The following is a 257-nucleotide window of genomic DNA, read 5'->3' on the forward strand; positions in this document are numbered from 1 at the left end:
TCCGTGAGCTGTCCGACGACGACGCATGGGCGGTGCTGGACGCGGCGTGGGAGAGCGGCATCCGCTTCTACGACACCGCTCCGCACTACGGCCTCGGGCTGTCCGAGCGTCGACTCGGAGCCTTCCTGCAGACGAAGCCGCGGGACGAGTACGTGCTCTCGACCAAGGTCGGCCGGCTGCTGCGCCCGAACCCCGACCACGCCGGCGGCCTCGACACCGCGAACGACTTCCACGTGCCGGACGACCTCCAGCGCGTG

1 protein-coding gene is annotated in these 257 nt (G+C 70.8%); it reads left to right on the top strand.

Annotated elements, in window-relative coordinates:
• Positions 1 to 257: aldo/keto reductase (locus AC0IW7_RS24880; protein WP_471821515.1), on the top strand; the 257-nt coding region annotated here is incomplete at both ends.

The organism is Pseudomonas sp. AC229, from assembly GCF_979254655.1.